Source organism: Mesorhizobium denitrificans, assembly GCF_003403035.1.
Classification (GTDB): Bacteria; Pseudomonadota; Alphaproteobacteria; order Rhizobiales; family Rhizobiaceae; genus Mesorhizobium_G; species Mesorhizobium_G denitrificans.
Genome location: NZ_QURN01000023.1, coordinates 1 through 26,369, shown reverse-complemented (window position 1 = coordinate 26,369; position 26,369 = coordinate 1). Strand labels below are relative to the sequence as shown.

Genomic DNA, 26,369 nt, shown 5'->3' with positions numbered 1-26,369 from the left:
ATCAACGGATTGCCGGCGAGCGGCCATAGAGCAGCAGCATGAGAATGATAAGCAATCCATAGGTAATCTGCCGCCCGGCCTCCGGCATCTGCATGACCGACAAAATCGACTGAAGCAGGGTGATCAGAATAACGCCTGCAACCGTTCCCATATACGACCCGCGCCCGCCCAAGATAGATGTGCCCCCCAACACTACCGCAGCAATTGCGGGGAGAAGGTAGGCATCGCCCATCGATTGCGCGGCCTTGGATGCGTAGCCCGCCAGAAGAACACCCCCAAATGCGGACAACGCGCCCGACGCCGCAAACGCGATCATGACGATGCGCCGTGTATTTATGCCAGACAGATAGGCGGCGCGCTCGCGATTTCCGATGCCATATACGGATCGCCCAAAGCTCGTGCGGCCAAGCACAAAAACTGTTGCGACACCTAAAATAAGCCAGATGATTGCGGCGTTTGGTATGCCCAGTATCGTGCCGGTAGCGAGATACCGCATCGCATCTGTGGCACTGTCTTGCGGCGAGAACCCGCCGGTATAAATGACCATAATGCCCTGTGCGACCGCATTGGTCGCAAGCGTTACAATCATTGACGGTATGCGTAAATAGGCGACGCCAATGCCATTGATGGCGCCGATTAGCGCACCGCAGAAAATGCCGAACGGAATCGCTAGCGCCACTCCAACTGGACCGTACGCCGCCACCGCGCAAGCCATCATCGCTCCCGCAGTTACTGTCCACGGCACCGAAAGATCGATTTGCCCAAGCAGTACGACCAGCATCATGCCCGTAGCAATGACACCAAGAAAAGAAGCGACCTTGAGTTGTTGCAACAGATATTCCGGCGACAGGAAACTCCTTGAGTAAATGCCGCCGATGACGAGCAATAAAATGATGCAGCCAAAGGCCGTCAGGACAGCCGGGTCCGCCTTGCGAATGAATTGCGGTAGTGCGTTTGCCGTCACAGGAACCACTCCAACCGGTTTTTCACCCTGAACAGCGCAAACGCGCCAAGGCTTACAGCAGCAAGAAGAATGAGCCCCTGGAACAGCGGCTGCCAAAGCGGATCGAGATCAAAGACAAACAGCAAATCTCCAATGGTGCGAAATGCGAGCGCGCCAAACACCGCACCAACCGCGCTACCCTTGCCGCCAAACAGTGACACGCCGCCCAGCACCACAGCGGCTATTGAAAACAGCGTGTAAGCATTGCCGGACGCATAAGCCGCTTCGCCAGTATAGCTGAAGAATGTCAGGAAAAGACCGCCAATCGCAGCGACCAAGCCCGCCAGCGTATAGGCGAGAAACTTGCCCCTGCGGATCGGCATTCCCGAAATATAGGCTGCGGGCTCGGACGAGCCTGCCGCATACGCCGCGCGGCCATATACAGAGTGGCTGAACGGAATCCAGACCAGCAAAATGACCGCCAGCAACACGATGAGGCTGGCGGGCACGACACCGAAGATTTTACCCGTTAGCGCGTCGGCCAAATCTTCATTGACCGAGCCGCCCGGGAATGGGCGCAGCAACAGCGCGACGCCGTAGAAAACAGCGCCCGTCGCGATTGTCGCGACGATGGGCTGCAATCTGCCATAGATCACGATCGCACCATTCAAGGCTCCACAGGCCGCGCCGGCCAGCAGCACAAGCACAGCGCCGAATGCAGTTTCCATCGGGCTGCCGACCACCACCCACGATGCGAGGCAGTTTGTGAGAAGCAGGATCATTCCGACCGACAGGTCGATGCCGGCGGTTATGACCACCAGCGTTTGAGCAATTGCGACGAAGGCCAGAAGCGCGCCTTTGTTGGCAGCCGTCTGAACGACATTTGCAGTAAAGCCAGCCGGATGATTGGCGGTATAGATCGCGAACATCACAATGAAAATTGCAAGTGCAATGAGTGTGCCGCGATGTTCGGCAAGGCGATATTGCCAGTCCTTCATCGGCTCACCCTTTCGCGGGGCTGATTTTCCTTGGGCCTGATGTGCAGCGCGCTGGAGATCAGTGCATGTTCGGTGATCTCGTCGCCCAAAAGTTCCGTTTCCACCGCGCCGTTGTACATGACAAGAACCCGGTCGCAGCATCCGATAAGTTCGGCATAGTCAGTTGAATAGAAAACGATGGCTGCCCCCTGATCCGCGAGCCTGCGCATCAGCAGATAAATTTCCTGCTTTGTGCCCACATCGATACCTCGCGTGGGATCATTAAGAAGAATGATGCGAGGGTGGCGCATAAGCCATTTCGCAATGACGACCTTCTGCTGGTTGCCGCCAGAGAGTGAACTGACCGGAGAGTCCAGCGCGCCCGTTTTAATGGCCAGCAATTTTACCATCTCGTCGATGGATTGCGCTTCCTTCGTCTTGTCCACGATGCCACGCACTGTCAGCATGTCGAGCGAGGCAAACGACAGATTGTCCCGCACGGACATGGGCAACATCAGCCCTTCGGTTTTCCGATCTTCCGGGATCAGCGCCATGCCGACATTTTTCTTTCTGGCGCTGGCAGGACTATCAAGCTTGGTCGCCTTGCCTTCGATTTTGACCTCGCCTTCAAGACCGCGCAGAACACCGAACAACGCCAGCAAGAGTTCGCGCTGGCCCTGCCCATCAAGACCGCCGAGGCCAAGTATTTCTCCCGGCTTTACGCCGAATGAAATGTCGTGCAGGCGGTTTGCCCAGGACAAATTCTGCACTTCGAGCAGCGGCTTCGCGTCAGCCTGAGCAGTGGGCTTTTCAGGATAAACATTCTGGTATTCGCGACCGATCATCAGTTGAACGACCTCGCCATCGGATTTCGTTCCCGCGGGGAAACTTGCAACGTTGCGACCATTACGGAACACGGTGCATTCATCCGCCAGTTCTGCAATTTCGTTCATACGATGCGAAATATAGAGGAGCGCCAAACCCTCAGAGCGAAGTCTCTTGAGCACCTCGAATACTTTGGAAACGTCTGATGCCGTGAGCGCCGATGTCGCTTCATCGAGGATGAGAATACGCGGCTTGCGGGTGAGCGCCTTTGCGATTTCGACCATCTGCCGTCGAGAAAGCGGGAGATCCTTCACGAGCGCCATGGGATGCACATCGCCTGCTCCTGCGCGCAAAAGTGATTGCTCCGCGATGCGCCTCTGCGCCGTTCTATCGATCAATCCGAAACGCTGTGGCGGATTGGAGATAACCACATTGTCGGCAACGCTCAGTTCCGGGATGAGCGAAAGCTCCTGAACAACACAAGCAATTCCCGCCTCCATTGCTGCCGCAGGCGAAGCAAATTGCACCGGATTGCCACCAAGCATCATTTGCCCTTGATCGGGGGAAACAACGCCCGCCATTACTTTGATAAGCGTCGATTTGCCTGCACCATTTTCGCCAAGAATGGCATGGATCGTTCCCGCTCGAATGGACAAGGAGGCGTCCTGCAACGCGCGCACGCCGCCATAGGATTTGGAAATGCCTTCCATCTGAAAGAGCGGTCCAGCGCCTTCCATGACTTTTTCCTCGCCGTGGAATGAAACTTGGCGTCGCAGTTATTACTCCGCGACGCCAATTCCTTTTCAGAACCTTACTGGTTCTCCTTCGACTGCCCCATAATTTCCTGCGCGGTGAAATTGATGCCACAGGTGGGGAAGGAATTGCCCACGAAGAAGTTGTCGGACTCGCCCGAGAAATAATCCTGCCCGTCTTTGAAATCGGGATCAGACACGATTGCCAGCGGCAGCTTGACCGATTGCGGAACAACGTTGCCTTCCAGCGCTGCTATCGCTGTCTTGATAGCGACAGCAACTTGCGCCGGACCTGTTCCCGCCGAAGTGCATTTCAGCCCTTCACCGGAAAATTTTGCGCAGAACTTGCGGAAACCGTTCTCTGTCTCACCACCAAACGGCACAAACGGATGCTTGGCATCGATCATCGCCTGCACAACGCCCGTATCGCCACCTTGCGCGGTGATACCGTCGAATGGGCCGTTGGTTGCAATTGCATCCGCTGCAACTTTCTGCGCGACACCATCATCCCATTTGCCCATAACCTCGGTGACCTTGAAGTCCTTGCCAGAAGCCTGAAGCGTTTCGTGGATACCGTTGTGACGATCCGTGTCCACTGACGTGCCGGCCACACCGCGAACTTCCAGCACCTTGCCTCCGTTCGGAAGATGCTTGACCAGCCAATCGCCCCACAACACGCCGAGGCCCTTCTGGTCGACATTCACATTGATCGCATCCTGCGTGTCCAGCGTGTTGTCAAACGCCACGAGAACGACACCCGCTTCCTTGGCGCGCTTGATGACAGGAGCAAAGGCAGTGGGATTCTGCGCATTAACGACAATGGCGTCATAGCCGGAATCGATGAAATTATTGATGGCCGATATTTGTGCCGGAACATCTTCTCCCGTCGATACGACCTTGAACTCTTTCAGCTTCGCGGCCACGTCCGGCTGTGCCGCATAGGCCTTCGCGGTCTGCACCATCTGGATGCGCCAGGTATTCGCGATGTAACCATTAGCAAGCGCGATCCGATATGGACCATCCTTCTTTGGAAACTTGAAAAACTTGGTATCTGCGGACCAAGGCGCAAAGCAATCAGGTTCTGCGGCTGGACCCGAAACTACCTCTGGTTCGGCGTAAGCGGCCGAACCGAGCAACGTAAGCGCCGTCACGGCAACAATGCCGCCTAGCAAAGACTTCATCATCGACATTTCCTCCCTTATCGCTGCGCGCTCCTTTTTGACCGGCGCCGCCTCACCTGCGGATGCCGCCCCAAAACGGAATATGACGTGGGCACGCACACGCCAAACACCTTCGTTGCCTAGCCGGCAACTCCTCCAAAGGTTCCGCTTTCCGCATAAGGTAGCGCTACCATTTTTTATTTGTAAAGAGGATTTTCTAGCCGCATCGCAGGCTAAAATTGATCTTTCCTTTAGTGTATGGTGAAAAGCAGGCTGTTCTTGATGAGATAGCGCTGTCATGCAATCTTGACGTAAAAGCATGATTAGAGGGGGAGGAAGATGGCGGACTGTTACGAGGTTCTTGATCCGCGCTTTGCGCGACTTTTCAATCATAGCGCGCAAGTCGAGCAGCTCTACACAGGCTGTCGATGGGCTGAAGGGCCGGCATATTTTCCGGCAGGGCGCTATCTTGTCTGGTCTGATATTCCAAACGATCGAATGCTTCGCCTCGACGAGACGGATGGGCATGTGAGCGTTTTTCGTCAACCATCGAACTACTCGAACGGCAACACGACGGACCGCGAAGGCCGACTGGTTACATGTGAACATGGCACGCGGCGCGTAAGCCGAACAGAACATGACGGCAGCGTCACAGTCATTGCCGACCGGTGGAACGAAAAAAGGCTCAACTCGCCGAATGACGTGGTCGTTCGTTCTGACGGCTCGATCTGGTTCACCGATCCGGCTTATGGCATCGAATCTGATTACGAAGGCCATAAGGCCGAAAGCGAAATCGGCAACTGCAATGTCTATCGGGTCGATCCAAAGTCGGGAGAAGTCACAGCAGTCATAACCGACATGGTGCGGCCAAACGGGCTTGCCTTCTCGCTCGACGAACGCGAACTATACGTCGTCGATACGGGGCGGACACATGGCCCGCAAAATCCTGCACATATGCGCGTTTTTGATATTGGCGCTGAAGGCAAAGTTTCCGGTGGCAAGGTTTTTGCCGATTGCACTGCGGGCTTGTTTGACGGTTTCCGCCTCGATTCCGACGGCCGCATCTGGACCAGCGCGCATGACGGGATTCATTGCTACGACCCTGATGGAACCCTGATCGGCAAAGTGCTTATCCCTGAACTCGTCGCGAATTGCGTCTTCGGCGGACCGAAGCGAAATATTCTCTATATTTGCGCAACCACTTCTCTTTATGCGGTGCGCTTGATGGTCAATGGCGCAAAACTGTGAACGAATTGAAAAAGGGCGAGAACGAGCCTGAAGCCCGGAAAAGCAACCGCCGAGGCGGCGGCCGCCCCACAATTGCAGATGTTGCTCGCCTCGCTGATGTTGCAGCAATCACTGTCTCGCGAGCGCTCCGACACCCCTCACGCGTGTCGGCTGAACTGCGTACGAAAATCGATGATGCCGTGGCCCAGTTGGGCTATGTGCCCGACCCAATCGCACGCGCCCTGGCCTCAGCCAGATCCGACGTGGTGGGGGTGTTGGTGCCATCGCTTACCAATGTGGTTTTCGCAGATGTCGTCAAAGGCATTTACGATCAATTGCGGGGCAGTTCTCTGCAGATTCAGATGGGCAACACGCACTATTCTGCGCTTGAGGAAGAGCGCCTCGTCAGCGTCTTCTTGAGTCAAAAGCCTTCGGCTTTGATCGTCGCAGGAATCGATCCGACCACAGCAACTCGAAAAATGTTGGCAAATTCCGGCTGTCCGGTCGTGCAGATCATGGAGACATCCTACGACCCCATCGACATGCTCGTTGGCTTTTCGCATTTCGATGGCGGACGGGAGGCGACGCGGCACCTGATCGACTCCGGCTATCGTCGCATCGGTTTTATTGGCGCGCGTATGGATCCCCGAACGCAGCGGCGTCTTGCAGGTTACCGGCGCGCAATGGAGGACGCCGATCTTTTCGATCCGGCGCTGATAACCACTACGCCGACGCCTTCCAGCGTAACATTGGGTGGCCAATTGCTTGCGGACGCGCTTGGCCGCACGCCAGATATGGATGCTATCTTTTGCAACAATGATGACCTGGCTCTTGGCGCTCTTTTCGAATGCAAGAGATCATCCATTCAGGTTCCACAGAGGCTTGGCATTTGCGGTTTCAACGATCTGGAGATGATGGCGGTTGCCTTCCCGACGCTTAGCAGCATACGTACGCCGCGTTACGCCATCGGTCAGCGCGCAGTTCAACTGCTGCAGGAGCGGCTGGCAGATAAAAAGGTCGACACAATCACTGATCTCGGGTTCGAATTGCGACCGAGAGAAAGCACGAACCGCATTGTATAGGTTCTGGGTATAGGTTCTGGTTTACCGCCTGCCGGAAAGATCAAGCCCGATCTGTTGGCGGAATTGCTCGACATGCGTTCTCACGCTTTTGCAAGCTCGTCCGACAAAGCGGATTTGAGTGGCGATAGTTTCGCGCAACGGGTCCGTTTTGTTGAAATATGTCCTATCCAAGCCGAGCTGAATACTGGTGACATCACCCTCATAATAGGTGCCGAAGAGATGGTCCCAGATCGGGAAATAGTTGGCAAAATTGCGATTATGGTGCTCGCACAGCTTCGAATGGTGGACCGAATGATCGCGCGCGGACTGGATCACGTATGTGCCAAACCATCCATGCCATGGAATGGCACTGTGCTTTACAAAGCCGACGGCACCGAACGCGATCATTACCAGGCTGAAATCACTGGTTGGCAGGCCAATTACCAGCGCCGGAATGATCAGCACAACCATATTGATCGCCTTCTCCAGCGGATGCTCACGATGTGCCGTCAGCGCGTTGAACTCCTCGGCAGCATGATGAAACTCGTGTAGCCGCCAGAGTGCCGGCGACCAATGCATAACGCGGTGCTGCCAGTAAGATAAGAAATCCGACAGCACTAAAAAAAGCATCACATGCGCCCACCCCGGCAAGCGATTGCCGAGGTCCAGATGAGCGAGATTGTTGGCCGATTCCATGATGAAATAAGATAGGCCCAAGGATGAGAGGGCCGCGAACAGCGCGATCATTCCCGTGGTTTGCAGGACAAAGAATACAATATCAGTGATGGTGGATTTGCTTCGTTCAAAGAACACACGTCGAAAACCGGATTTGCCGTATTCGACGTAGAAAAGTTCCACCGCGAAGACTGCAAGCACCAGACATAGGTAAATAGCGAATCCAACCGCAGTCTGATGAAGGTTCAGATAGTAGGTATTGTAGAGAAAGCTCCCAATCTTTCCGAACGCGTATTCGATCAACTCCATGGCAAAACTCCATTGGATTGATCGGGGCGAAATGTCCCAATATGGTATATCGCTTGTGAGGAACCGCGCGCGATTACATCTGTCGCGCTATGTTGGGTGGCAAGGTTTTTTGGCACCTCGACGCACATGGAAGCAAACCCCAAAACCACGTCTGACGCGGTAAGGCGCGTTCCATACGTTAAGCCATCGAGAATCAAGCCGCTCGTCCATCTTCCGCCATCTGAACAGGATAGCGTTCGCAACCCACCGCGGCCAGATTGCTCGCAAGTTTAGCCAACATCATTTAGACGTAGCGGCTTACCCTACGGCGCTATTGGGGCGCTCTGGCTCAGCCTGCACGGGTATTAATAAATATGAAAATCGAGAGCGAACCTGCCAACCAAATAACGCTTCCCGCGCTATGAGTTAGCACGCAAAAACTTTGATCGCAGAGGAAGAAACCCGCGATCCTTGCTTTCGGTCACGCTTTTCGGTCGCTTACGTCAGCGGCGAGAGATAAATTTCTACGCGCCGATTCTCCGCCCTGCCCTCTGGAGTTGCATTGCTGGCGATTGGACGGGTGTCACCAAAGCCATTGATAGCCAAGCGACGTCCGTCGACATTGCGGCTCGTGAGATAGGATGCCACCGAGGAAGCGCGACGCTGCGACAGAGCCTGATTGTAGCTGGCCGAACCGGTGGAATCGGTATGGCCATTGATATCGACAAAGGTGCGATTGTATTTGTTTATGACCAGCGCCACAGCATTTAGCGTCTCGTAGAATGCCGGGATGACCTGATCCTGATCCGTAGCAAATGTGATGTTGGACGGCATATTCAGGATAATCTGATCACCATTGCGCGTAACCGAAACGCCGGTGCCGCGAAGGTAGCCACGCAACTCAGCTTCTTGTTTATCCATATAGCCGCCGATGGCACCGCCTGCGAGCGTTCCGATACCGGCTCCAATCAAGGCGTTGCGCCGATCGTTGCCGCCGGCAAGCAGCCCGATGCCGGCACCCGCGAGAGCTCCGAGTGCTGCGCCGCCAGCTGTGTTCGAGATTTTCTGCTCCCCCGTATAAGGATCGGTCGTACAGCCCGAAATAAAGGCGAACGCAACGGCACCCGCGACCAGTCTCTTCATATTGGGTTCCCCTTCTTCCCTTCGCTTATGCGATCACAAGCGGCATTGGTGTGTTTTCCGATTATGGCAGAATTCCACGCGCCACAACCATAACCACACGCGCTCCACACAAGTTAGCTCACGAGTCGTACTTCCCGGCAATTCCTTCTCGAGATGGGTAGTGCGGGACGGTGACGAATAAATTGTGGAGGTTATCCCGTCATGTTTGGCCTCGGGATATGCCGAGTACAGGTCGCAACCATGTTGACCTGGATAATCTGATTCGGACTGTCGAGCGATGTTTCCTACACCTCGACATATGGCTTCAGCAAAATTGGCGCGGGCGCTGCCAACACGTACCGCATGGTTAACGAGGTTTTAATCCTCGCAACGTTCCCGATATGTATCAATATTTCAGCTGGCCGGTTCTGGTGTTGTTCGCATCGATCTACTTCCTAAGAGGTATAATCCCTGCCGTACAGAACCGGTTCCAATCAACCCTTACCGCTCGCGCAATGCCTCTCCGGCGCGCTTCAATGGCTTCATCAGATAATTCAAAACGGTATTCCTACCCGTGCGAATTTCCGCCGTAGCGACCATACCTGGAAGAATCGGGTGCTGGTTGCCGTCTTTGGTTTCGAGATACGAATGGTCGGTCAGCACATAGACGCGATAGTAGTGGATCCGACGGTCGGTCGTGTCTTCAATAGTATCTGGCGAGACGCGGTCAACCTTGCCCGAAAGGGAACCGTAAATCGCTGAATCATATGCCGTGATCTTAACATTCGCGTCCTGACCGGGATGGATGAAGGCAATGTCACGAGGGCTGAGCTTGACCTCAATAAGAAGTTGATCGCCAAGAGGCACAATCTCCATGAGGACGCCACCAGCACTGACGACGCCGCCAATCGTCGTGACCTGGATGTCTTTGACGATTCCGTGCGTCGGTGAATTTATGACGGTGCGTCGCAATTGATCCGCACGGCCTTCTCTCACCTTCAGCAAGGGCTCCAGATCGGCCATGGTGGTGGAAAAATCTGCTTTCAGCGCGACATAATATTCGCTCTGTGTCGCAGCGAGTTTGGACGCGTACTCTGCGACCTTCTGCTTAAGCCGCAGCACCTCCACCTCATTCGTGGCGCCCGATTTCAAAAGCGGCTTGGTGATTTCAAGCTCTTCTTCTGCCAGACGCGTTTGCTCACGCAAATTCGCAAGGTTCTCCTTGAAAGCTTTTCTGTTCGCGAAAAAGAGTTGACGCTCGCGCTCAACCACATCCGTATCGGCTTGCAAATCCGCAGGAAACTTCACTTCCTCAGCATCAGCCATTTCGGCCTGCAAACGCGAGGCGCGAGCTTGAAGAGCAACGATACGGGCCAAAGCTTCTTCAACGGAAGCACGCGCCTGCGCGGGATTTAGCGTCGCGAGCTTTTGCCCCTGCTCGACAATGTCACCCTCTCGCACGAATAATTCGGCCAGGATGCCACCTTCAAGGCTTTGAATGATCTGTCCTTTGGATGATGGCGTGACCTTTCCCTCGCCAATCGCGACCTCATCAAGGGGCGCGTAAGCCGCCCAAACGATGAAGATAAAAAGCGCAGTCATGATCAGCCATAGCACAGAGCGCATGCGCCGCGTTTTAGGGTTGCTATAAGCAGAAATCGACAGACCGCTCATTAGTTTTTCAGCTTTCCTGATGCTGCTGCGGCTTGCTTCTGTGCGTTGTTTTGGCCGCTCAACATCGCAAGTATTTCAGCTTTGGGACCGTCCTGAACGACACGACCGCCATCTACGAGGATGATGCGATCAACAAGGTTGAGGACCTGGTATCGGTGCGTGGCCACGATGAGACTACGAGAACCGATCCAGCCACGAAGATTCTCGATAATCGCGCCTTCGGTCATGTCATCCAGTGACGCTGTGGGCTCGTCGAGAAGCAGAATGTTCGGACCTCTCAGGAATACGCGTGCGAGCAGGAGTGACTGCTTCTGGCCACCGGACAGGCCCATGCCATTTTCACGAAGTTTCAAATCCAGCCCGTGCGGCTGGTTGAGCAAAAGGCGATCAGCACATGCGAGCCGCATCGCTTCCAATATCTGTTCGTCGGTTGCATGCGGATTTGCAATCAAGAGGTTTTCTCTGATCGTTCCGTAAAACAGCCCGGATTCCTGAAGCACGAAACCGACATCCCGGCGGACGTCAGAAACATCGATCAGGTTCATTGCGGTGTCGTCGAGCAGAATGCGTCCCTGCGAGGGAGTCGCCAGTCCGCCAACCAAACGAAGGAATGTTGACTTCCCTGCCCCCACACGGCCCAAAATTGCAATGCGCTCGCCCGGATTGATCTTGAGTTGAGGAATGGTCAGTGCCGGCTTGGATTCCTGATCATATGCGAAGGCTACGTTTTCAAACTGAAAGCGGCCGGCGAGATTGGCCCTGTGATAAGCATCCTTATCGGGATCGTGATCAATCGGAAGCTTGAGCAGGTCATTCAAGCCCTTCTTACTCGCGCGAACGTTCTGCAGCCTGCCGAGAATTGCCGGTATTTGACCTAGCGGTGCGATTGTTCGACTGGTGAGGATCGAACATGCAAGCACCGAGCCATACGACATTGTGCCTTCGAGAATGCCATAGACGCCCACTACCACAACACCAACATATGCCAGCTGTTGGATTTCCTGCGAAAAGTGCACGAGCGAAGCGCTCAGCTTGCGTTGCCGCAATCCAATTTCACTCGCCGTGCGGTTTACGCGCTCCCAAACACTGCGAAAGCGAGATTCCGCCTGCAGCGTTTTTATGTCCTCCGCGCGGTAGATGGCCTCCATCAAGATGGCGTTGCGAATTGCCCCCTCTTCAAGTCCCTCACGCGAGAGCTTTGCGAGAGGTATCTGCGCAACGATGCCGGGTATTACGATAAACGGGATCGCCGCGATCGGAACCAGAACAAGAGGACCTCCCAAGATCCACATGATGAACAGGAACGCGACGATGAACGGCACGTCGATCATGACACCGATGGCGGTCGAGGTGAAGAACTCACGCACCTGATCCAGATCGCGCAACTGAGATATAAGCGTGCCAGGTGAACGTGGACGGGCATCATTGCGGATATCCAGCGCCCTCGCAAAAAACATGAGCGAGAGTTTCTGGTCCGCGTCCTTGCCGAAATAATCGGCGAGCTCGACCCGTACCATACGTATGGTGAATTCGATGACCAACGCGATAAGCACGCCAGAAGCAAGCACCCAAAGGGTCTCGAATGAACGCGCGGGCACCACGCGATCCCAGACCTGCATCGCGAACAAAGACGTGGCGATACCGATCAGGTTGGCAAAAAGCGATGCCGCGCCCAGCTCCGCAAAGGTACTCCAGTTCTTGAGCAGAAGATGCCTCAGCCAAGTGTCGGGCTTCTGCCGCAGATAGCTTTCAAGACGATCATCTTGAATCTGCTCTCTCGCTGCAACAGTAAGCACCTTTAAGGAGCCTTTGCGTGCCGCATTGGCGATGGGGATTTTGCGCTCGATAAAGGAGTCTTCGACCGCAAAGGCAACGCTGAATTTCCCGTCTGCGATTTCGGTAATGACGCCGACGCGGGATTCGCCGATTACAATCAGCACAGGCAGCATCTCGGCAGTCAATTTTTTGGCAGAAATCTTCCGAAAATCCGCTGACAGTCCGGCGGCGTGCGCAATATCGATAACAGCCTGGTCTACATCCGCCGATGGCGCCCACGCAGCAGCGTTACGGACCAATTCGGGGGAAGACCTGACACCGATTTGCTTCGCAACAAGCAAAAGCGCCTGCGTCCATGATTCCATGTCCGGCGGGCGCGATTGCTTTAAATCAGGGGTTTCGGGAATCTCAGACTCAGCCGATGCGGAAACCGGTTCTTCCTGAACATCCAGGCTCATTTTTAGGAACTCTTCTTAGCCTTGAGCTGCGCTACAAGTTGACCAACTGCGGCATTGGCTTTGATCCGCGCGTTGGCGCCATCCGCGATTGCGGAGATGCGCTGCACCTCCGACTGATAAACATCTCGCTCGGCATTAATGACATCGGTAAGCGGACGCTTGTCCAAGGTGTATTGCTGCCAATAAAGGTCGAGCAGTTCCTTAGAAAGGTCGATAACGCTCTGATAACTCGACAGTCGCGCGGCGGCGCCGGAGGCTTGGGTTTGCGCCGACCCCAGAGCGGTACGCGTGAGCAGACGCTGATTTTCCAGAACCTGCGCTTCGGCGCGCTGCTCGGCCAGCGCCGTATTAATCTTGTGCTTGGTCAAACCGCCCAATGAGAAATCACCACTCAGGGTCATGCCAACATAAGTGTAGCGGTCGTAGTCTCCTGCATTGTCCTTCAGTGTCGAAAACTCCTGACTGACAGTTACGCCCACGGAGGGGAACTGTGCCGCTTTGGCAAGCTTGACGTTTGCTTCAGCGGCAGTGAGCGATGCCTTTGCCGCAAGGATAGCCGGCGTATCGTCAACTTTATCGACGGCGTTCTGGTGAAGCCCATTCACTACACTCGTTGTGGCAGCCAAGGCAGCAACGCGCGAAGGCCGAACACCCGCCAGCTCGGCAAGTTTTCCCGCGGCATCATCAAACTCTGTCTGAGCCGAAAGAGCTTCGGCTTCGGCTCGTTTGATAGCGACTTCGGCCTGATTCAAATCCGACGCATCCGAAAGGCCCGCCTTGACACGCGCCTCGATCTTTTCTTTCGTATCGCGCAGCGATTGCACTTGCTGCTCGGCCGCACCAATCATTTCCTGGCTGGCAGAAAGATCGACGAATGTCGCGGCTGTGTTGAACGCCACCGTCTCAATTGTATCAGCAAGCAGGTATTGTTCCTGCTCCAGCGTCGCTTTGGCCGCCGAAATATTGCTGCGCGCTCTGCCGAAATCGTAGACAAGCTGCTGCAAACCAACGCCGGCTTTCACCTGATGCACGTTGCCACTTGTATTGTACCCCGGATCAAGTCCGTAATTGATAGTCGGATACCAAGCGGATTTTGCCACTGCGACTTGCGACTCGCTGCGCGCGACAATCGCCTGTGCGCGATTTATGTCCGGATGTTTGGCAATCGCCAGACCGACAGCATCCGCAAGACTTAACCCGTCGATCAAGACTTCGACGAGTTCATCACTATCCTGCATGCCGGACTTTCCATCCGGGTTTGCAGCCGATTGCACATTTGTCAGCGAGTTTGCATTTGAGGAAGCGAGTTCCGCACTTCCAGAAACTTGCTCGCCGGGTTTGGCGGGCGAAGGCAGGAGGGAAAGATCGGTCGCACTCTTGCGAACTGGAGCCTCACCTTGTGTCGAACAACCACCCAGAGCGCCCGCAATCAGCACAGCAGCGGCAAGAATTGTTGTTGCTCTCAAGCTTTTCGATGCGCTGCCCAGCCCGCTTAAGCGGACGGCATCATTCCGCACACCGATTCGCTGCAGAGATGCATTTGAGCCGAGAACTTCCGCATCGCCGCTTTCGCGCGTGGTTTGAATCGCCAAGATCACGTTCCCAATCACTGCCTCTGGTGGCAACATCTTGTTCTGGTTGACTTTTGCGAAAAACGACCAACTGAACGGCACGTTTCAAGGATTAGCTAAAACCCATTCCGCAAGAGAACCCTTGCACCGAAATATCAGCACAAGGATTTAATATACCTAAATTAGCAAATAGTTTATTTCAAGACACTGTTTTAGATGATCCAGATGAAATGCTGAACCCCAGCGGAAAAATCCGGGGACCAAAGCCCCCGGATCGCGGTTTCGTAGCCTCAAGCGTGCCGATCAGGTCACGATTACGTTCGTTATGTCATGGTCGATGTAGACAGCGTATAGGTGATCGTGTGTTCGCCATCGCTGAGCGGTTCCACCGGCGTCAGCATGCCGGTGACCGGATCATAGGTCGACGCCACCTTCTCGCCATCGACATAAAGCGATGGCGCCGGGTCGAGGTTCTCCCCGACATAGATGCCCGGCGTGCGATTGTCCGGCTGATCGGTGGTGACCGGATCGATGACCGGATCCGCGCCCGAATATTGGGTATCGACCGTCAGTTCGAAGGCCGTGCTCGGCTGGCTGCGATTGCCCGCCGCATCGATCTGCACGACGGTGAGACTATGCGCCCCATCGGCCAGCCCCAGCGTCGGGCTGACGCTCCAGGCGCCGTCATTACCGGCAATGGCCGTGCCGATGACACTGCCATTCTCACGAAGCTCGATCGTGCTGCCGGCTTCCGCGCCGGTGCCAGACAGCGTCGGCTGGGTGTCGTTGGTGGTGCCATGGGCGACAATCGCACCCGTCACCTGATCGACATCGTCCATCACCGAACCGATCACCAGCTGCGATGCGCCGGTGTCGACGGTCAGATTGAACGCGCTGCTGACCGGGCTGCGATGACCGGTCGTGTCGCTCTGCACCACCGTAAAGGCGTGCGTGCCAGCGCTCAGCGCCGCCGTCGGGCTGACGCTCCAGCGGCCGTCCATGCCGACGACCGCCGTGGCAAGCACGACATTGCCCTGCCTCAGCTCGACCGTCGCACCAGCCTCGCCGGTGCCGGCAAACAAAGGCCGCGTATCATTGATCACACCGCCCGATTGAACCGCCCCCGTGACGGCATCAACCGTATCGGTAACCTGCACAATAACGGGAGCCTCGGGCGCAATGGTATCCACCACAACCACAAAACCTGCAGCGGGACTCTTGTTACCCGCAGCATCGATCAGCACCACAACAAGGTTGTGGCTGCCCTCACTCAATCCATTTGACGGTCGAACGCTCCATGCACCGTCGTTGCCAACAATCGTCGAACCGAGAACTACATTGCCTTCCCGCAGTTCTACTATCGCGCCAGCTTCACCAGTTCCCGATAAAACAGGCCGCGTATCATCAGTCGCGCCTCCGGGCTGAATTTCGCCAGTGACGGCATCAACCGCATCAACGACATGGACAAGAACAGGTGTTCCGGGGGCAGTGGAATCGACTACCACTACAAACCCCGTACCCGCGCTTCCGTTGCCGGATGTATCACGCTGAACAAGCGAGAGACCGTGTTGGCCGTCCCGCAGACCGGTGGATGGGCTGACACTCCAATCACCACCAGAGCCAACCGTGGAAGATCCCAAGAGGGTTGCCCCCTCCCATAGCTCAATGGTCGCCCCCGCAATTCCACCTCGGCCAGAAAATGTCGGACGCGTGTCATCGGTAAGCCCGCCAGAACTGAGCGCCCCAAGCTTGGTCCCTACATCGTCACTCACAAGATCAAGGACGGGCGCGGCGGGAGGCGTCGTATCCACAGGCGTTTGCCCCGCAACACTCAGCGCAACCAAGCCCACACCACCCGCGGCACCGGCTGCTCCGAGTATTCCGAGCAATGACATTACGGATGTACTGGCGCTGATTGCCTCAATCGTAATGAGAGCCGGCGCCAAAATGCCGTTGGATACTGCAGCTGCGGTAAAGGCTGCGGAAATGTCCACGAGGGTATTCGCGCCGCCAGCGGATAATACGATATTATTGACCAAGCCCTGCTGTGCAAACCCTTGAATCGTAAAGGTTTGGCCTGTCTTCATCTCAATGATCAGGTCACTGCCCTGCCGGATATAATTCGCGACATTGGCGGGCGAGCCAGGCACCACAAAATTGGCCGGAGCATTCGGAGCAACGACATTGCCCTTGACCTGCACTGTAACGTGCCCATCTAAAACCGAAGCAGCAACCATATATTAACCCCCAGTATCTACCTGCCAGTGGCCCCACCACCGTTCGGCATCCCTGAAGAGTCGGCACCGTCGTTTAAGGGTTCGAGGGCTACGCAACGGATCTCCGCTTGGGCCGCGCGCTGTTGAAAAAGGCGAAAATCGGACGCAATTCCGCCCATGCCTACAACCATCGAAACACACTTGACTCGGTATGCTAACCTTCTCGGGTAACGAACCACACTGAATCGGTACGTCTATTAAGCGATGCTAATTTAGTCAATCATAACATTGTTAAAAAAAGTGTGAATACATACATGCGCCTATGAGCGATTCCTTATGTCGCAGAGGACATGCCCGGATATGCAGTACTTAACAGAGGGGAAGCTGCCGGTTTGAAAGGCCGGTCACGCGGTGGGCCTTGAATCCGGCAAAGAAGCTCTGATCACAGCTATGACCGCTTCTCTCGATGACAGAACATTTCAAAAAAGACGCGCTCAGTGCAAAGCGCAAAATTAGCCAGCTCAACAAGCCGGACCGCGCCATCGGCATATTTACTGATAGTGACGTTAACTTTATTGGCAAGCAAAACGCATTCGTCGAACCCGCACAAAGGTCTGATTCGTCAAATGCTACCACGCATGGAATAGCGACTACCGCACATCTATCCAGCGTTGACTCGCATGCGATTTGGCCATCGCATGCACGGTGCGTTCAATCTCTAGGCCGTCGCCAAAATCGATAACATTACCTTCGCCGGTCGCAATCCGACGCAGATATTCATGGCATTCGATAATTTTCAGATCATTGAACCCAAGACCATGACCCGGTGCTGGAACAAATTGCCCATAAGGCGCGTGATTCGGCGCCATCAACATAGTACGAAAACCCTGCAGGGCGGGTTCATCACTGGAAAGATAGAGCTGAACTTCGTTGAAACGCTCTTGATCGAAAAGGATCGTACCTTTCGAACCAAATATCTGCACCGCGATGCGGCCCTTCCTTCCCCACGCAGAACGGTTGACGTGCAGGCTTCCGGAAACCCCGTTTTCCAGATGGATCAACGCTGTTGCAATGTCGTATGTCTCGACAGCTCGCCGCGAACCTTCAGCATTCTGCCTCACGGCATAAGGCTTGCTCATGTCGCACATCACTCGCGATACCCGCCCGAAAAGACTATGGATTAAAGAAAGCGGGTGAACGGCAAAATCATCCAGCGCGCCATATCCGGCGCTGACTTCGTTGCGCCACGAGAACGGAGCCTCACCATCAGCCATGAAGTCCTCGTCCATCTCAATACGGAGATGATTGACGATCCCGATGACATTCTTTTCCAGCAAGCTCTTGATATGGCGAATTGCAGGACTCTGAATGTAATTATATCCGAGGATCGCAACTTTGCCGGAATGCGCTGCAGCCTTCGCCATTTCCTGCGCTTCGGCAAATGTAGGCGCCATCGGCTTTTCGCACCAAACGTGTTTGCCGGCCGCCAATGCAGCTAACGCCATTTCCTTGTGGAAAGCATTCGGCGTCGTGACGGATACAATGTCCACCTGCGGGTCATCAATCACCGAACGCCAATCGCCCGACGCCTTGGCGAAGCCGAACTCGCCAGCCTTGCGGTCCGCCAGTTCTTGATTCATTTCACCGAGGTGAACAAGCTGCACCCCTGGCGTATCGCCAAACACCGCCTGCACGGAATTCCACGCAATTGCATGGCACTTGCCCATAAATCCAGTACCTATAAGACCGACACCAATCATGGGAGAAATTCCGTTGCGAGAATCGTTGATATGGATGATATAGTCTAAATTATTCAGAAATGGAATAAACACTCCATTTTCTCGCCGCTAGTTTTCGCGTTCCGATTAAGGAAGCTTTGAATGCCTGAGAATCTTCCATTGCCGCAAAACTTTGAAGCATTGCGAGAATTGGTTTTGGAAAAGCGGCAATCCCTTCCCAAGCGCATTGCACAAGCGGCGGCTTACGCGCTCGATAACCCTGACGAAATCGCGTTCGGCACAGCCGCAAGCATCGCGACCTCTGCCGGCGTGCAGCCTTCAACGCTTATTCGCTTCGCTCAACATCTCGGCTTTGACGGTTTCACCAGCTTGCAAACAGTTTTTCGCGAGCGGTTGCGCGAACGCACCACTTCTTATGAGGACCGCCTCAACGCTTTGAGAGGCGGCTCGAATGGCAGCCAGAACCGCACCATTCTCGAAGGCTTTATAGCATCGTCTCAGGAGTCCCTTGAAAACATGGCGCGAGTGCTGGACGAGGGAACGCTTGAGCGCGCAGTCTCGATACTGTCACGCGCGGAAACCATTTATATTATCGCACGGCGTCGTTCTTATCCCATCGCAAGTTACATGGCCTATGGTCTCGCCAAGCTAAAAGTGCGACACCAGATAATCGACTCGGTCGCGGGCCTTGATCCTGAATTGCTCTCATTCGCCGGTCCTCGGGACGCTGCAATCGCGATCAGCTTTTCGCCCTACGCCCAAACTACCATCGATCACGTCGCTCAATTGAAATCGAGCAATGTTCCAGTAGTGGCGATCACAGACAGCGCCTTTTCACCTTTGGCCCAATCGGCTTCAGAATGGTTTGAAGTTGCGGAAGCTGACTGCGCGGGCTTTCGTTCGCTTGCCGCAACAATGGCGCTTGCCATGACGATCAGCGTTGCTGTGGCGGAGCGCAGGCAACGAGCAAAATAGGTCGGAAAAATTTCGTATTAATAGCAAGTTTAATTGACCGATCAGTGCAATCTCAACCTGTCGACGCTTACGGTTAACGCAACAATCGATGGGACGATTGGGTGGGACATGAGATCTGATTCAAAAGTGGCCACAACCGTGGCTTTCGCATTATTTGCTACGGCAGCGACTGCAGGTGCAGGCGCTCATTGGGGCGCGGGCCCGAGTTGTTTGCGTAACCATGCAAACGCAATGGCAACGAAAATCTGCGCGGAAAAGAGTGCATCTTCTCGCGCGACGGAATTAACAAAAGCCAAGCTTATGGCCGAAGCAAGATTCGGCTCGCGCGAGTGAGCGCTGGCAAGATCAGGCGGGAGGTTCTAGCTGCGCAGCCTGCCATCGCTCAATCCCTTTGTAATGCTACCATCTGACGGCAGAAGAGGGATCAAGCATGCTTGCAATGCGTGATAAATGTCGGGCCGTCCCGTGAATACTCGGCTGATTGGACGCATTTCTGCATCCAGTTCTGGAAACCAACTCCCATTTCGCCAATCGATGAAGTGATTGGCAATCACTCCCCAGATGCGGCGATACCACTCCTCAAACGTGGCATCGTGCAGCGCATCGCCGAGTACTGCGGCGGCTGCGGCTCCTTCCGCACAAGGCCACCAGAAATGGTCGCGCTGATCGGGTTTATCGTCCCAATCAAGAGTATAGAAAAATCCGCCAACTGCGGTATCCCATCCGATTTGCGTAGTGTGCAGAAACAATGATTTCGCGGCTTCCGGCATCCAGCTTCGCCGTTGGCCGCCCAGTTGCCAGAGTTGGATCAGCAGGCGGCTCCATTCCAGCGCGTGACCCGGTGTGGTGCCACGCGGCCTGAACATGGGATCACCGGAATAAGCGCGGTCGACATTCCACTCGCCATCGAAATGTTCAGCAACACGCCAACCTTGTTCGCGGGCATGGCGATCGATGATTAGCCCTGCGATGCGCTCAGCCATTAGCAGATATTCGGAATCGCCGGTTGCCTCAAACGCGGCCATCAAGGCTTCGGTTAGGTGCATGTTGGAGTTTTGGCCGCGATAATCACTGATCACGGACCAGTCGTGACCATACTCTTCTCTCGTAGCTCCAATCTCATTGTCCCAGAAGCGCTTACGAAGAACCTCTGTCACGTCCGCCAGCAATCGATCCGCCGCCGGATGGCCGACGACCTTCGCGGATGAGGCGGCGAGCAGGACGAATGCGTGACCATAGGCTTGCTTGGTCGCATTGGTGGGGCCCGCGTCATTCACGCCCCAGAAATAGCCACCGTTCTGTTCATCTCGATGATTGTTCCAAAGAAATTTCATTCCGTGGTCGATCACGCGATCCGAACCTGGAACGCCAAGCAGATTGGCAACCGCGAAGCAGTGCACCATGCGCGTCGTATCATGAACCTGTCGTTCAACCCCTGCTGACCGAGGACCGGCGCCATTCGGACGCCCCTGCTCGTCAAGGGTGAAAAAGCCGCCCGCCGGATTGAATGTCGCATGTCCAAAAAAGTCGAAAAGCGCGAATGCTCGGTCCATCAGCCAGCGCCGATGCACGGCACGCTCAACAAAACGCGGCCCCTTGGTCCCTATCCAGTCGAGGGCGAACTGAGTCTCGGGCATACCGGTCGAGCTCCAGACTTAACGGCTTGATGTCTGGCTTATCATAGAGCGCAGTCGGCGGTTGGCCGCAAGGCGGCCAACACGCTTTCTCTTTATGACGCTGCTCGTGTATCGTCGCGCAGTTCGGTCCAGCCGGTGAGAGCAGCCGCTAGCGAATTTGCTCGTTCAATCGACATTTCGATGCCAGCTGTCGTCTGATCGGAGAACAGCAACGGTCCTGCGTCGGCGCGCTGATCCGCAGTGTGCGTAGCCACTACGCCAGTCAGCAGATCGATCCGAACATTGTCGACGACGGCGCGGTTGCTCTTGTCCATTGCCTGTATTTTCAGGTCAATGAAGGCCAGTCCGGCCGGTGGACGCCCAATCAGCATTCCGCCCCGATCCAACTCGATCCAGTTGGGCAGCGCACGCCCGTCGGCGAGTGTTATGGTATGGCCTGAGGCGATTTCTGCGCCTCTCTTACCATCAGCGGACAGGATCGTCAGGTGGAGCACGCCCTCACGCATGATGGTGTTGACCATGAACCAGGTGCTGTCACCACCCTTCGGATCGGTAAGCGCCGAGCCGCCCTCAAATAGACCGCGCTCAGCACCGGCCAGACGCTCGTCTGCGCCCAGCCAACTGTCGATCTGATGCACGACCTGCCCAATTGGGCCGTCCGCAGACAATCCAGAAATTCCATTGAGATAACGAATGGAATTGACAACGCCATCGATTATGTCGGTCGAAGAGAGATACGTGCCGTTCAAATCGCCGATGGAATCGCCAACAAGCCCGTTGGCCGTAAGCAATGGCGGAAGATAGTCCCGACGATGCGGCGGTACGAAAGGCGGATCTATTTCCAGATAGCCAGCCCGAACGTCCACAGATACAGACGCCGTATCGAACCCGCCATTCCCGTCACTCACCGTATAAGAGAATTGAGCCGGGCCGGAGTAGCCAATATTCGGCGTAAAGCTGATGGTTCCATCCGAATTGACCGTAACGGTTCCATTAGCGATTGAAACCGGAACGCCAATTGTGATGGGCCTGCCGTTTATGGCTACGATCTGCAGTGGGTCGCCATCCACATCTCTGTCATTTGCGAGTACAGGAATGCGGATTGTATCACCGCCCTTAGCAATAACTTCATCGCCACGCGCCACCGGCGCATCGTTGACCGGAGAGACCGGGCCAAGCGTAAGCGTTGCCGTGTCGGAGCCGCCGTTGCCGTCAGATACGGTATAGGTAATGGCCGGAACCGCACCGTTGTAATTCGGCGCAGGGGTGAAGATGAACGCGCCATTTGCGGCGATAACCACCGTTCCTACGCCCGGAATAGCTGCGGTCTGACCGGGCAGGTAATTATGACCGCCCACCGTGAACCCGGAAACCGTCAGCGGATCACCATCCGAATCCGTATCGTTGGTGAGCACATTGCCGGATACTGGCGTGTCCTCGACAACCGGGAAGCTGTCATTGCCCGCAACTGGCGCATCGTTCAGCGGCACTACCGGCCCAAGAAGAAGCGATGCGGAGCCCGTACCTCCGTTGCCGTCCGAAATTGAATAAGTGACCGGCGGCACCGGACCGTTGTAATTTGGCTCTGGGTTGAAGCTGAAATTGCCATTCGCATCGATGGTAAGCGTGCCTATGCCGGGAATTACCGCTGTGCCTGGACCATAGCTGTTGCCACCAACGGTGAAGCCCGTGACCTGCAGCGTATCGCCTTCAACGTCCGTGTCATTGGCAAGCAGATTACCGGTTACGGCAGTGTCTTCGGTTACAGGAACCACATCATTGACTGCGAGCGGCGCATCGTTGACGGGTCTGACGGGTCCGATAGCGAGCGTTGTGGTATCGGCACCGCCCTCGCCGTCGGAGACGGTATAGCTCGCGGACGGAACCGGGCCATTGTAGTTGGCAGCAGGCGTGAAGGTGAATGTGCCATTGGCATTGATCACCAGCGAGCCGACACCAGCGATTGTCGCCGTCTGACCCGGAGCATAGTTGTTGCCGCCGAAGCTGAAGCCGCTGACCACAAGCGGATCACCGTCTGCATCCACATCATTCGTCAGCACATTGCCGCTTGCAGCAATGTCCTCTGTCACTGCAACCGTATCGTTGGTCGCAACCGGCGCATCATTCTGGCCGTTGATGGTGATCGTCAACGTTGACGTGACCGTATCGCCGTCACCATCGCGATAGGTATAGGTGAACACGTCCGTCAGTGTTTCGCCCTGCTGCAGGGCCTGCACTGCCGGATTGGTATTGTCCACGCTGTAGGAATAGGTGCCGTTGGCGTTAAGCGTCAGGTTGCCATAGCCACCCGCAAGCGCTGAACCGACCGTACCCGCCGTTGCACCGAACGAGATCGCGCTTACACCACCGCCTGTGCGGTCGGCTCCCAGCACGTCATTCGTCAGCACATTGCCGGTAACCGGTGCTGTCGCATCTTCCGCAATGCTGTTGGCATCCGGGTTGGCTGTCGGCTGATCGTCATTGATCTGGATTGCCAGCGTGCCGTTGACGGTATCCCCGTCACGGTCGGTCAGCGAGATCACGAAATCATCGGTGACATTGCCACCCGATTGGTTGGCTGGCTGCGTCAGCACATACTGATAGGTCACGATACCTGTCGCGGCATCGTAATTGGTCACGCTCAGCGTACCATAAAGACCGGTGAACACCACCGGATTGCCCGGGGTTGGCAACACCGTGATCGGTGTGCCGTTGACGCTGAGCGCGCCAATGCCATCGACTGCGGTCAGCGTGACCGAGCCATTCAGCACCTCACCCGCTCCGGCAGGCGTCGAGCCATTCGGCAGGTCGCTTTCATTGACAGCGCCGTCCGTACCGTTCGGCCCGTCATTCAGGCCGGTAATGGAGATTGCATCATCAAGACCGGTGACGGTTATCGTAACCGTTGCCGTCGAAGACGCGCCGGACGGATCACGAACGGTATAGGTGAAGCTGTCGGTCGCTGTCTGGCCTTCCGGCAGACTGTCGAACACATTGTTCGGATCATAGCTGAAGGTGCCATCCGAATTAACGATCAGCAGCGCGCCCGAAGGCAGCGTTATGGTTGAGCCGGAATTGAGCGCAGCGCCATTGACCAGCGCCACTGCAAGCGGGTCATCGACATCGACATCAACGCCGGAACCATTATTGGCAAACAGATCGCCATTGATCGACGTGTTCTGGTTCGTCGCAAACGCATCATTCTGCGCAACCGGCGCGTCATTCACAGAAGCCACCGTGATCGCAATCGTCGCGGTTTCCGTCACACCACCCGAGGTGACCGTGTAGGTCATCGTCGTTGTGCCATTGTAATTGGCCGGCGGCGTATAGGTAATTGTGCCGTCGCCATTCAACACGGCTGCGCCAATCGCCGGCTGCGTAATAGCCATGATCTGCGCGCCCGCATTTTCAAAATTGTCCGCTTCGGACCCCCCCGTTCCGGTGATCGGGTTGAACGTCAGCGCGGTGTCTTCGTTCGTCGTCACCGTGTCGGCAACGATGTCGGCCACAGGCGTAACCGCAATGGTGAAGCTGGACGTGGCCGGTGCAGCAACACCGTCGTCCGTTACCATCGTTACGGTGAAATTGCTGCCATCCGTGTTGAAATCGGCTAGCGGGGTGTAAGTCAGCGTCGCGAGAGCCGCATTGATCTGCGCAGGTGTGCCGGCAATCGTCAGCGCGCCCGTCGCCGCGTTGAAGCTGCCGCCCGTAGCGGCAAGCGCACCCGCGCCAACCGGGATTGTGAGCGTCGTGGTCAGGGTCTGCGTCGCGTCGGGATCGGTAATCGAAACGCCCGAGATCGCTACAGCTCCAGCGTCTTCGGAAATCGTCTGTGCTCCCGGCACCGTATTAACCGGCGCATCGTTGACGGGTCTGACGGGTCCGATAGCGAGCGTTGTGGTATCGGCACCGCCCTCGCCGTCGGAGACGGTATAGCTCGCGGACGGAACCGGGCCATTGTAGTTGGCAGCAGGCGTGAAGGTGAATGTGCCATTGGCATTGATCACCAGCGAGCCGACACCAGCGATTGTCGCCGTCTGACCCGGAGCATAGTTGTTGCCGCCGAAGCTGAAGCCGCTGACCACAAGCGGATCACCGTCTGCATCCACATCATTCGTCAGCACATTGCCGCTTGCAGCAATGTCCTCTGTCACTGCAACCGTATCGTTGGTCGCAACCGGCGCATCATTCTGGCCGTTGATGGTGATCGTCAACGTTGACGTGACCGTATCGCCGTCACCATCGCGATAGGTATAGGTGAACACGTCCGTCAGTGTTTCGCCCTGCTGCAGGGCCTGCACTGCCGGATTGGTATTGTCCACGCTGTAGGAATAGGTGCCGTTGGCGTTAAGCGTCAGGTTGCCATAGCCACCCGCAAGCGCTGAACCGACCGTACCCGCCGTTGCACCGAACGAGATCGCGCTTACACCACCGCCTGTGCGGTCGGCTCCCAGCACGTCATTCGTCAGCACATTGCCGGTAACCGGTGCTGTCGCATCTTCCGCAATGCTGTTGGCATCCGGGTTGGCTGTCGGCTGATCGTCATTGATCTGGATTGCCAGCGTGCCGTTGACGGTATCCCCGTCACGGTCGGTCAGCGAGATCACGAAATCATCGGTGACATTGCCACCCGATTGGTTGGCTGGCTGCGTCAGCACATACTGATAGGTCACGATACCTGTCGCGGCATCGTAATTGGTCACGCTCAGCGTACCATAAAGACCGGTGAACACCACCGGATTGCCCGGGGTTGGCAACACCGTGATCGGTGTGCCGTTGACGCTGAGCGCGCCAATGCCATCGACTGCGGTCAGCGTGACCGAGCCATTCAGCACCTCACCCGCTCCGGCAGGCGTCGAGCCATTCGGCAGGTCGCTTTCATTGACAGCGCCGTCCGTACCGTTCGGCCCGTCATTCAGGCCGGTAATGGAGATTGCATCATCAAGACCGGTGACGGTTATCGTAACCGTTGCCGTCGAAGACGCGCCGGACGAATCACGAACGGTATAGGTGAAGCTGTCGGTCGCTGTCTGGCCTTCCGGCAGACTGTCGAACACATTGTTCGGATCATAGCTGAAGGTGCCATCCGAATTAACGATCAGCAGCGCGCCCGAAGGCAGCGTTATGGTTGAGCCGGAATTGAGCGCAGCGCCATTGACCAGCGCCACTGCAAGCGGGTCATCGACATCGACATCAACGCCGGAACCATTATTGGCAAACAGATCGCCATTGATCGACGTGTTCTGGTTCGTCGCAAACGCATCATTCTGCGCAACCGGCGCGTCATTCATCG

General features: G+C 55.8%; 16 protein-coding genes. 3 read left to right on the top strand and 13 right to left on the bottom strand.

All coding sequences use genetic code 11. The features are described from left to right. Position 1 precedes the first annotated feature (1 nt). The 4 genes from DY251_RS20105 to DY251_RS20090 all read right to left on the bottom strand — a co-directional run bounded on the left by DY251_RS20105 (position 2) and on the right by DY251_RS20090 (position 4,681). Positions 2 to 964, bottom strand: a complete 963-nt coding sequence (locus DY251_RS20105; protein WP_425373324.1) for an ABC transporter permease — start codon at positions 962 to 964, stop codon at positions 2 to 4. Continuing rightward, a complete protein-coding gene (locus DY251_RS20100) occupies positions 961 to 1,941 on the bottom strand; it encodes an ABC transporter permease (protein WP_116625691.1) in 981 nt (326 codons plus the stop codon). Before DY251_RS20100 ends, DY251_RS20105 begins: the two co-directional genes overlap by 4 nt. Further along, complete coding sequence (locus DY251_RS20095; protein ID WP_116625690.1) at positions 1,938 to 3,482, bottom strand: sugar ABC transporter ATP-binding protein; 1,545 nt, start codon at positions 3,480 to 3,482, stop codon at positions 1,938 to 1,940. Before DY251_RS20095 ends, DY251_RS20100 begins: the two co-directional genes overlap by 4 nt. A 74-nt stretch (positions 3,483 to 3,556) precedes the next feature. After that, a complete protein-coding gene (locus DY251_RS20090) occupies positions 3,557 to 4,681 on the bottom strand; it encodes a sugar ABC transporter substrate-binding protein (RefSeq protein WP_116625704.1) in 1,125 nt (374 codons plus the stop codon). A gap of 315 nt (positions 4,682 to 4,996) precedes the next feature. Here DY251_RS20090 and DY251_RS20085 point away from each other — a divergent pair, with 315 nt between their 5' ends. Together DY251_RS20085 and gntR are read left to right on the top strand one after the other, a co-directional pair. Further along, entirely contained in the window at positions 4,997 to 5,905 is a 909-nt protein-coding gene (locus DY251_RS20085) for an SMP-30/gluconolactonase/LRE family protein (RefSeq protein WP_116625689.1), read from the top strand. After that, on the top strand, positions 5,902 to 6,966 hold the full coding sequence (gntR, locus tag DY251_RS20080; protein ID WP_425373323.1) for an HTH-type transcriptional regulator GntR: 1,065 nt from the start codon (positions 5,902 to 5,904) through the stop codon (positions 6,964 to 6,966). Before DY251_RS20085 ends, gntR begins: the two co-directional genes overlap by 4 nt. Positions 6,967 to 6,987: 21 nt before the next feature. Here gntR and DY251_RS20075 read toward each other — a convergent pair whose 3' ends face one another. From DY251_RS20075 to DY251_RS20045, 7 genes are all read right to left on the bottom strand, one after another. Then, entirely contained in the window at positions 6,988 to 7,929 is a 942-nt protein-coding gene (locus tag DY251_RS20075; protein WP_116625688.1) for a sterol desaturase family protein, read from the bottom strand. Positions 7,930 to 8,406: 477 nt separating this feature from the next. Then, the gene (locus tag DY251_RS20070; protein WP_116625687.1) at positions 8,407 to 9,051 is read right to left on the bottom strand and encodes a YiaD family glycine zipper/OmpA-like lipoprotein; all 645 of its coding nucleotides are present in this window, start codon (positions 9,049 to 9,051) and stop codon (positions 8,407 to 8,409) included. A 480-nt stretch (positions 9,052 to 9,531) separates the two neighbouring features. Further along, on the bottom strand, positions 9,532 to 10,704 hold the full coding sequence (locus tag DY251_RS20065; protein ID WP_116625686.1) for a beta-barrel domain-containing protein: 1,173 nt from the start codon (positions 10,702 to 10,704) through the stop codon (positions 9,532 to 9,534). Next, complete coding sequence (locus DY251_RS20060) at positions 10,704 to 12,938, bottom strand: type I secretion system permease/ATPase (RefSeq protein WP_199498896.1); 2,235 nt, start codon at positions 12,936 to 12,938, stop codon at positions 10,704 to 10,706. Before DY251_RS20060 ends, DY251_RS20065 begins: the two co-directional genes overlap by 1 nt. A 2-nt stretch (positions 12,939 to 12,940) precedes the next feature. Next, positions 12,941 to 14,530 carry a TolC family protein gene (locus DY251_RS20055; protein WP_158553294.1) on the bottom strand — a complete coding sequence of 530 codons (1,590 nt, stop codon included), beginning with the start codon at positions 14,528 to 14,530 and terminating at the stop codon, positions 12,941 to 12,943. A 302-nt stretch (positions 14,531 to 14,832) separates the two neighbouring features. After that, entirely contained in the window at positions 14,833 to 16,746 is a 1,914-nt protein-coding gene (locus DY251_RS20050) for an Ig-like domain-containing protein (RefSeq protein WP_116625684.1), read from the bottom strand. Positions 16,747 to 17,375: 629 nt separating this feature from the next. Beyond that, positions 17,376 to 18,485, bottom strand: coding sequence for a Gfo/Idh/MocA family protein (locus DY251_RS20045; RefSeq protein ID WP_116625683.1), 1,110 nt, complete (start codon positions 18,483 to 18,485; stop codon positions 17,376 to 17,378). 120 nt (positions 18,486 to 18,605) lie between these two features. On the opposite strand from DY251_RS20045, the gene DY251_RS20040 reads away from it, so the two are divergent. Further along, on the top strand, positions 18,606 to 19,439 hold the full coding sequence (locus DY251_RS20040; protein ID WP_116625682.1) for a MurR/RpiR family transcriptional regulator: 834 nt from the start codon (positions 18,606 to 18,608) through the stop codon (positions 19,437 to 19,439). Between the two features lie 359 nt (positions 19,440 to 19,798). Here the strand turns inward: DY251_RS20040 and DY251_RS20035 are convergent, their stop codons facing one another. Then, the gene (locus DY251_RS20035) at positions 19,799 to 20,992 is read right to left on the bottom strand and encodes an AGE family epimerase/isomerase (protein ID WP_245416059.1); all 1,194 of its coding nucleotides are present in this window, start codon (positions 20,990 to 20,992) and stop codon (positions 19,799 to 19,801) included. Positions 20,993 to 21,168: 176 nt separating this feature from the next. Further along, a partial coding sequence (locus DY251_RS20030) for a beta strand repeat-containing protein (RefSeq protein ID WP_116625680.1) occupies positions 21,169 to 26,369 on the bottom strand: 5,201 nt, incomplete at its 5' end.

What these genes read in the sequence shown, in the direction of transcription:
- DY251_RS20100 (WP_116625691.1), bottom strand. Translation starts at nt 1,941, where the DNA reads ATGAAGGACTGGCAATATCGCCTTGCCGAACATCGCGGCACACTCATT.
- DY251_RS20095 (WP_116625690.1), bottom strand. Translation starts at nt 3,482, where the DNA reads ATGGAAGGCGCTGGACCGCTCTTTCAGATGGAAGGCATTTCCAAATCC.
- DY251_RS20090 (WP_116625704.1), bottom strand. Translation starts at nt 4,681, where the DNA reads ATGATGAAGTCTTTGCTAGGCGGCATTGTTGCCGTGACGGCGCTTACG.
- DY251_RS20085 (WP_116625689.1), top strand. Translation starts at nt 4,997, where the DNA reads ATGGCGGACTGTTACGAGGTTCTTGATCCGCGCTTTGCGCGACTTTTC.
- DY251_RS20075 (WP_116625688.1), bottom strand. Translation starts at nt 7,929, where the DNA reads ATGGAGTTGATCGAATACGCGTTCGGAAAGATTGGGAGCTTTCTCTAC.
- DY251_RS20070 (WP_116625687.1), bottom strand. Translation starts at nt 9,051, where the DNA reads ATGAAGAGACTGGTCGCGGGTGCCGTTGCGTTCGCCTTTATTTCGGGC.
- DY251_RS20065 (WP_116625686.1), bottom strand. Translation starts at nt 10,704, where the DNA reads ATGAGCGGTCTGTCGATTTCTGCTTATAGCAACCCTAAAACGCGGCGC.
- DY251_RS20060 (WP_199498896.1), bottom strand. Translation starts at nt 12,938, where the DNA reads ATGAGCCTGGATGTTCAGGAAGAACCGGTTTCCGCATCGGCTGAGTCT.
- DY251_RS20050 (WP_116625684.1), bottom strand. Translation starts at nt 16,746, where the DNA reads ATGGTTGCTGCTTCGGTTTTAGATGGGCACGTTACAGTGCAGGTCAAG.
- DY251_RS20045 (WP_116625683.1), bottom strand. Translation starts at nt 18,485, where the DNA reads ATGATTGGTGTCGGTCTTATAGGTACTGGATTTATGGGCAAGTGCCAT.
- DY251_RS20040 (WP_116625682.1), top strand. Translation starts at nt 18,606, where the DNA reads ATGCCTGAGAATCTTCCATTGCCGCAAAACTTTGAAGCATTGCGAGAA.
- DY251_RS20035 (WP_245416059.1), bottom strand. Translation starts at nt 20,992, where the DNA reads ATGGACCGAGCATTCGCGCTTTTCGACTTTTTTGGACATGCGACATTC.